This window comes from Pseudoalteromonas sp. TAE56, assembly GCF_000497955.1.
Taxonomy (GTDB): domain Bacteria; phylum Pseudomonadota; class Gammaproteobacteria; order Enterobacterales; family Alteromonadaceae; genus Pseudoalteromonas.
The window spans coordinates 1-7,993 of sequence record NZ_AUTN01000003.1 but is presented as its reverse complement, the minus strand read 5'-3'; the positions used below and the strand labels follow the sequence as shown (position 1 = coordinate 7,993).

The 7,993-nt window shown below is 36.0% G+C and carries 5 protein-coding genes; 2 read left to right on the top strand and 3 right to left on the bottom strand.

Translation table 11 applies throughout. The features are described from left to right. Window positions 1-329: 329 nt before the first annotated feature. Entirely contained in the window at window positions 330-1,811 is a 1,482-nt protein-coding gene (glpK, locus tag L656_RS0100080) for a glycerol kinase GlpK (RefSeq protein ID WP_024597707.1), read from the bottom strand. 168 nt (window positions 1,812-1,979) lie between these two features. Here glpK and L656_RS0100075 point away from each other — a divergent pair, with 168 nt between their 5' ends. Together L656_RS0100075 and L656_RS0100070 are read left to right on the top strand one after the other, a co-directional pair. Continuing rightward, window positions 1,980-2,741: a DeoR/GlpR family transcriptional regulator gene (locus L656_RS0100075; protein ID WP_024597706.1), complete on the top strand. Its 762-nt coding sequence runs from the start codon at window positions 1,980-1,982 to the stop codon at window positions 2,739-2,741. A gap of 1,316 nt (window positions 2,742-4,057) precedes the next feature. Further along, window positions 4,058-5,674: a glycerol-3-phosphate dehydrogenase/oxidase gene (locus tag L656_RS0100070; protein WP_024597705.1), complete on the top strand. Its 1,617-nt coding sequence runs from the start codon at window positions 4,058-4,060 to the stop codon at window positions 5,672-5,674. Window positions 5,675-5,801: 127 nt separating this feature from the next. Here the strand turns inward: L656_RS0100070 and L656_RS0100065 are convergent, their stop codons facing one another. Then, complete coding sequence (locus L656_RS0100065; RefSeq protein ID WP_024597704.1) at window positions 5,802-6,833, bottom strand: patatin-like phospholipase family protein; 1,032 nt, start codon at window positions 6,831-6,833, stop codon at window positions 5,802-5,804. Window positions 6,834-6,961: 128 nt separating this feature from the next. Continuing rightward, window positions 6,962-7,993 (bottom strand): alanine/glycine:cation symporter family protein (locus L656_RS0100060; RefSeq protein ID WP_024597703.1); only part of this gene is annotated, 1,032 nt, incomplete at its 5' end.

The window sequence follows — 7,993 nt, the reverse complement described above, 5'->3', positions numbered from 1 at the left end:
CATGGCCTAGTGTTTTCTTTAGTATGTCATTGGCTACAACTCCGCCCCCAATTAAAATAAGCAGTGCAGTTCCTAGTATTTCTGCTAAGAAAGGTGACATTTTAATATTCCTTATTAATTATAAACATAAAACCACCCTCAATAATGATATCTATTGCATAAGTATAAGCCATGAATATTTTGAAACTTTTTTACAGCTGAAAATTACCATAAAATAAGTATCAACTTATTTATTTTTACGCTTGGAGTATGTAGTGATATCATAAAAATAGTCTCCACTAATAAACCTTAATAGATATGTTGCTATGGTTTTATAGTTAAGTGGCTTATTATTCGCTTTGTACTTTTTTTACCGCATTACACCATCCGGCATATAATTCATCACGTTTTGATTTAGTCATGTTAGGAACAAATCGTTTATCGCAATTCCAGTTAGTCGCTAATGATTCAAGTGATGGGAATACACCCGCTTTTAGACCTGCTAAGTAAGCTACACCCAAAGCAGTAGTTTCACTTATGGTCGAACGGTCAACTTCGGCTCCTAAAACATCAGACAAAAATTGCATAAGCCAGCCATTTATTACCATACCGCCATCAACTCTTAGTACCTGTGGTCTTACGCCATCAGCTTCCATTGACTTTTGAAGGTCTTTAGTTTGAAAACAAACTGACTGTAATCCAGCTGTTACGATCTCTTTTATACCCGTATCTCGGGTTAAGCCAAAAATTGCACCTCGCGCATTAGAATCCCAATAAGGAGCACCTAATCCTGTAAAAGCGGGTACCATATATATACCGTGATCTAGCGAGGTATTGCATGCAAGTGACTCTGTTTCTTCAGCTTTTTGGATTAATTGTAGACCGTCTCTAAGCCATTGAATTGCAGCACCTGCAATAAAAATACTCCCCTCTAGCGCATAAGTTGGTTTCCCATTTAATCTATAAGCTACTGTACTGAGAAGTCTATTTTCAGATTCAAGTACTTTATCGCCAGTGTTAACCATCATAAAGCATCCTGTACCATAGGTACTTTTAGCCATTCCTGGTTGAAAACAAGTTTGCCCAAATAACGCTGCCTGTTGGTCTCCTGCCATTGCAAGAATAGGTACTTCGTAACCTAAATAGCGTTCATCTGTTACGCCAAAATCATCTGATGAATCCATTACTTCTGGTAACATCTCTATTGGCACATTCAGAAGTTCAAGTAATTCCGCGTCCCATTCTTGGGTATGAATATTAAAGAGCATAGTTCGCGAAGCATTCGTTGCGTCTGTGCGGTGCTCTTTTCCACCTGTCAATTTCCACAATAAATAAGTGTCGACAGTACCGAAGATTAAATCGCCTTTTTCTGCTTTTTCTCTAGCATCGGGACAATTTTCTAAAATCCAATTTATTTTAGTTGCAGAAAAATATGGGTCTATTAAAAGGCCGGTTTTTTTTCTAATTAACTCTTCTTTTTCTGCGGCCCTTAAATCATTACATAACTCTGACGTACGTCTATCTTGCCATACAATCGCGTTATAAACGGGCTCACCAGTAATTTTATCCCATACTATTGTCGTTTCACGTTGGTTAGTAATACCAATGGCAATAACCTTATCGTGTTGAGGGTCTAGGTGTTTCATTACAGCTGTCATTGTTTGCTGTACAGAAGCCCAAATATCTTCTGGTTTATGTTCTACATAACCATCTTTTGGAAAGTGCTGGTCAAATTCTTGTTGTTCTAGGTATGCAATATTACCATTTAAATCAAATAGCACACTTCTAGAACTAGTCGTACCTTGATCAATTGAAAGGATATAGTTATTCATTATTTTTTCACTTTTACTTTCGGTTATTTTCGTTTTTGTACTATTACATGGATTAATTGCTACATACAACAAAAATACAACTTTAATATATAATTATTTATATGTGATTTTCATTTGTTAGCTCTTAACCTATAATTTACTATTAACTAAATTTAAAATGCGAAAAAAATGACTCAAGACCAAAGACACGAATCCATACTAAAATTATTAAAAGAAAGAGATTCAATTTCTATTGAAGTACTAGTAAGTCATTATGAAGTTACACCACAAACAATAAGACGAGATCTGGCTTATCTTGCTAATTTAAATAAATTGAGACGTCATCATGGCGGCGCTAGTGCCATTTCAAGCATTCAGAATACAGCATATCAAACTAGAAAAATCATGGACTTAGAAGCTAAACAAAAAATAGCACAGCATGTAGTTCGTATGATACCTAATGGCTCTTCCTTATTTATAAACATAGGCACTACAACAGAAACAATCGCGAAAGCACTTCTTGGTCATGAAAATTTGAAAGTTGTAACTAATAATCTTAATGTTGCGGCTATATTAGGTGTTAAGAAAGATTTTTCTGTACTTATCGCAGGTGGAGAAGTTAGGCACAGAGATGGCGGGATTATTGGTGAGACCACTGAGGATTTTATTAAACAATTTCGTATGGATTTTGGCATTATAGGTATTAGTGGCATAGAAGAAAATGGTGCGTTACTTGATTTTGACTATCGTGAGGTGCGCGTAGCCCAGGCAATCATTGAAAATTCACGTAAAGTTTTACTTGCTGCAGATCACTCTAAATTCGGTCGGTATGCGATGGTAAAATTAGGTAATATCTCGCAGGCAGATAACTTTATTACCGATGCTCAGCCACCCGAAAGTATACTTACTTTACTCAATGAGCACGATGTCGAACTGCATATAGCTCAGTAAAAGCTTAACATAACAGTTAAATAGATTTTCCCTCATCATGGGGAAATCATGAGCTTTCCATTTTAGCTACAGCATGATCGAATAGGCTTCTGATAAGCAGAAGTCCCATACAATTAATTTTTGATGAACATTTTTCAATAATATCCGACGAACAACTGCAATCTAGAGTCGAATATAATCTTCATGCTATTTTATTCACTCTCGTTGTAGGTGTGTTCTGCACCGAAGATGGATGAAAAGCATTGAATACGTTGCTCATAATGAGATTGATTTGCTTGAAAAATATGTCTTATTTGAAAGTAGTCTTCCAGTTCACAACACTATAGATGGTACTATTCACCTATATCATCTGAAAAGTCATACCTATTGTATTAAATTAGTGATCTATTATAGCGCTGAGGAAATAGCGCGATAACAAAGCAAAATTATGACATAGAGTTGTTATCTCCAATTACTCTCTGCATTTTCCTGTATTGCTCTCCCTCCTGCCCCTATGCTGCCAGCTATTAATAATTTTTAACGTAGAGAGTTATTTAAGAAGATAAAATGATCATGCTTTTAATAGGATAGATATTACAACAAAACTTTATACGTTGGACACAGGCTGCACATATAGCAACAAACGTTGGCGTTATAGCCATAGATGGTAAAACTATTTGTGGCTTTAATGATAAGAAGCCAAAGAGACATACAATCGATATAACAAGCGCTTTTCAGCCGACAATAGCTGTTGTATCAAGAAAAATAACGATAGCTAACAATAAACCTCCAACTGGCTCAGCCTAGCTTGATTTATCGGATATCAAAACGCCGTAGTAACTATTGATTCAATGGGGTGTCAAAAAACTATAGCGGAAAAAATTAAACTCCTAAGTTTTTTATTGCTTTACGGTGGGTTTGATATAGCTAGACTAATTTTCATTTATGTACTTTAATGTTTGCAAATGTTCGTTATTAAATGTTATTTTTAATAAAAAGAAAATCGAAGTAAATAATAACTTCGTACTGTTATAGCTATTCAGAGTCTTAAAATACAATAGTTATCTGCAGTAGCTTGGTCATCCTTGTTAATCAGATCAATTAATTTTTTATTTCGTTTGAAGGCTTACTTGTGTCAAGTACTTAAATGTTAGGTAACAAATCTTGAGTTAAATAATAAAAATATCGAAAGTATTTTTATTATTACTCGTATACTTACTTACCTGCATGCCTAGTATAAATTTTGATAGCACGATAAATACCGTTTAGGACATTAATACTTTAAATTTAATTGAGCTGGTCTAAATAGCTTGATATTAAAATAGGTAATTCAACAAATGAGTCAACTTAGAGACAACAATATTAAAAAACTTCCTCAAGATATTTATGATGTTTTGATTATTGGAGGGGGTATTAACGGTGCTGTATCTGCTGCTGCTTTAGCCGCTAAGGGCGCTAGAGTTGCCTTGATAGACAAAGGTGATTTTGCTGGTTTCACTAGTTCAAACTCATCAAATTTAGCTTGGGGTGGCATAAAATATTTAGAAAGTCATGAATATAATTTGGTTAATAAACTTTGTAAAAGTAGAAACCATTTAATGCGTAGCTATCCTTCTACTGTTAAAGAAATTCGCTTTTTTACAAGTATCCAAAAAGGCTTTAGATTTCCGGCATTCTTTGTTTATTTAGGTACTATTCTCTATTGGTTTATGGGCCGTTTTTTTACTAAATCTCCTAGATACCTCAATGCAAAAAAAATAAAATCATCAGAGCCAGTCATTAACACAAAAAATGTAGAGGCTGGATTTGAATATTCAGACAGTTTTTTATTGGATAACGATGCTCGTTTTGTTTTCAATTTTATTCGCTCTAGTATGAGCCATGGGTGTATTGCCGCTAACTATGTAAGTTCGCAGGGCTCTACTCGCTCTAATGATATTTGGACTACAAATGCAGTAGACGAGATGTCTAAAGAGAAGTTTACTATCCGCTCTAAAGTTATTATTAACGCAGCAGGCCCATTTGTTGATCCTATTAACAATACAAATAGTCAAACCACAGCACATCACCATGTATTTTCAAAAGGTATTCACCTTATTGTTGATAAGATAACTAACAGTAACAAAGTACTGACGTTTTTTGCAGATGATGGTCGGTTGTTTTTTGTGATCCCCATGGGCCCAAAAACGTGTATTGGTACAACCGATACACAAGTTCATAGTCCGCACTCACAAGTGACTGATGAGGATCGAAACTTTGTGCTTGATAATGCTAACAAATTATTAGAGTTAGAAAAGCCAATTACAAAAAATGATATTATAGCCGAGCGCTGTGGAGTTAGACCATTAGCAATTAAAAAAGACGGTAATGGTAAGGCTGACTGGGTGCAGTTATCGCGCAAGCACGCTATAGATACAAATAGTGATCAAAAATATCTTTCTATCTTTGGCGGAAAACTAACAGATTGTATTAATGTAGGCGATGAAGTGGCTGATTTAGTCACTGGATTAGGTATTAAGTTACCTTATGAAGATTACAAATGGTACGGTGAACCTGACGACACCGTTAAAAATGAGTTCATGCATCGTGCAAAATTAATGAATTTGGATGGTTTAACACCTAAAACATCTACAGAGGTACTTAGTAAGCGGTTTTGGAGACGTTACGGCAGAAATGCGATTAACATGCTAGAAAAAATTCGTGAAGCACCTGAAAAAGGCGAACTCCTTATTAAGAATTCGGAGTACTTACGTGTGGAAATTGAACACGCTGCTGAGCGGGAAATGATAACTAAACTCAGTGATTTTTTACGTCGACGTTCTAAAATTTCACTGGTTGTAAGAAAAGAAGATATTCTTTCAGATCCTGGTTTACATGAAGTCTGCCAAATTCTATTTGGTAAGGATAATGCTGAAAATAAACTTCAGGAGTACATTGAAGAGATATCTAAATAACTATTTACATCTATTCTTACGACTTTAAAAGCTTGGGTTAAATGTTATATAAGAAGTCAGTTAACACGATTAAAATTAATTATGTTAACTGACTTCTTATAGCAACTAATAAAACTATATTTTATTTTTAAAAATTAATAACATTTTTTAACTTTTTATCAAACGCTTCAGCTAGCCTTTCTGTTTCACTAAAAACTATATTCCAATATTTAATACGCGTGTCTGCATCAAGATCGGTAAAGTCGTTTCTGTCTGGGATTTTTCCGTACGGTAAACTTGTTACAAATTCTTTTGATGGAGTAATCATAACCACGTTATCGTAATTAAGTGGTGATACTTTACGTTTTAAATTTTTATCGAACCACCCTGCTTTTGGCTCTGAATTAAAATGCGGATATAAAATAAGTCCTGGGTTATTAATTTTTAAATCAAAGTGGTAATCAATTATTCCGCCATCGCGATATATACCTTGCGGTGAGCCTGCAATATTTTTTATGCCTTGCATAACAAGTGGTATAGAGCCCGATGCCAGTAACGCATCTTTTAAATTATGTTGAGTAAGCGCTATGTTTTGCGTTTTAAAATTGTAGGTGTCGGTAATTGATAAGTCACTTGTTGCTGGGCCAAATATAAAACGCTCATATTGCGAGCCTAATAATTTTCGGTTAACGCGGTTTAACATATAACTTTTTGATAAACCCATTAACTGTATTAATTTATTTTCGCTGGCAATAAAGCCATTCGATTTAGCTACTATAAAGTGCGCTTTAAATATTGGGTTATTTATAATTTCGGTGACGCCGTTGTCGCCAAAAACATCTTCAAGTAATGCGCGCGCTTTTATTGTTATTTCATTTGGTGTTGGTTTATTACTTGAATATCGGGTTTGCGAATACGATTTTGCTAATCGCTCAATCGCAGCAACAGGATCGTTTTGTGCAAAACACGCAGAGCGAAAAGCGCCAGCAGATGAGCCAATTAAATTAAGTGGTTGGGTGCGGTTTTTAAAAAATTCACCAAAAATATATTTATCTAAGCCAAATAATGTAAACCATTTAGGACCGCCACTTGCACCTAAAAAAGAGGTGAAAAGTTCAGGTTTAAAGCCCTGTTCGTTAATAATTTTAGCCGCTGTTTTCCCTGCGTGAATCTCGATCATCTAAAAAATTGTGCCCTTTTATTTTGGTTGCTTCTGTTATTTTACAACACTGAAAGTGAATATTTATGCAAATTAAAAAGCGACTTTATGTTGCCATAAAACCGCTTTTTATAGTTAAGTGTGCTGAACTAGTCCCAAATGCCGTCTTCGCATTTGCCCTGTACTTTTACATCTTTTACTTTAAATTCGGGCTCTAGACCTTTGTCTCTTTGTGCGTGGTAATCGCTCGTAACAGACAAAATAGTCGGCGTTAATAGTATAATAGCGATAACGTTAACCACTGTCATTAACCCTAAGGCAATATCGGCTAAATCCCAGACTTCTTTTAATGTGGCCGATGCGCCCCACAACATCATTGATAAATAAAGCAAAGTGTAAATGCCGCGCCCTACTTTGTTGTCGAGCTTAAATAAGTGCAAGTTGCTCTCTGCATAGGCGTAGTTTGCCACTACCGATGTAAAAGCAAATAAGGTTATAGCGGCTGCTACAAAGTAAACACCACCTTGTGCTAAATGAGCGGTCATCGCGCTTTGTGTTAAACGAATGCCTTCCATTTCACCGCTTATGTCTATATCGGCTAATAAAATGATCACCGCGGTACAGCTACACAGTACTATTGTATCGAAAAATACGCCTAGCATTTGTATGTAACCTTGCGTTACAGGGTGATTAGGTATTGGGCTGGCACTTGCTGAAGCATGCGGCACACTACCTGCACCGGCCTCATTAGAATATAAACCACGTTGAATACCGTTTTTAATGGCAGCGCCCATTGCACCGGCGCCTGCTTCTTGTAAACCAAACGCTGATAAAAATATATCTTTAAGCATGGCGGGTACTTGCGGGAAATTTATAATCGTAATAATTACCGCAGCAAGTACAAACACAATGCCCATTATTGGCACAACACGCTCTGCAAACCGGGCAATTGCTTTAAAGCCACCGAGTATAATTGAGCCGGCTAGCACGGTAATAACCATGCCTGAATAAAATGTAGGAACTTCAAACGCGTAATTAAGTGCGTCGGTAATTGTGTTCGTTTGCATTGCGCTAAACGTAAAGCCGTAACCTAAAAACAAACACGCAGCAAACACAATTGCAAACGCCCGGCTACCCAAACCTTGTTGAATATAATACGCAGGGCCCCCTCTAAACTCGCC

What these genes read in the sequence shown, in the direction of transcription:
- L656_RS0100075 (WP_024597706.1), top strand. Translation starts at nt 1,980, where the DNA reads ATGACTCAAGACCAAAGACACGAATCCATACTAAAATTATTAAAAGAA.
- L656_RS0100070 (WP_024597705.1), top strand. Translation starts at nt 4,058, where the DNA reads ATGAGTCAACTTAGAGACAACAATATTAAAAAACTTCCTCAAGATATT.
- L656_RS0100065 (WP_024597704.1), bottom strand. Translation starts at nt 6,833, where the DNA reads ATGATCGAGATTCACGCAGGGAAAACAGCGGCTAAAATTATTAACGAA.
- glpK (WP_024597707.1), bottom strand. Translation starts at nt 1,811, where the DNA reads ATGAATAACTATATCCTTTCAATTGATCAAGGTACGACTAGTTCTAGA.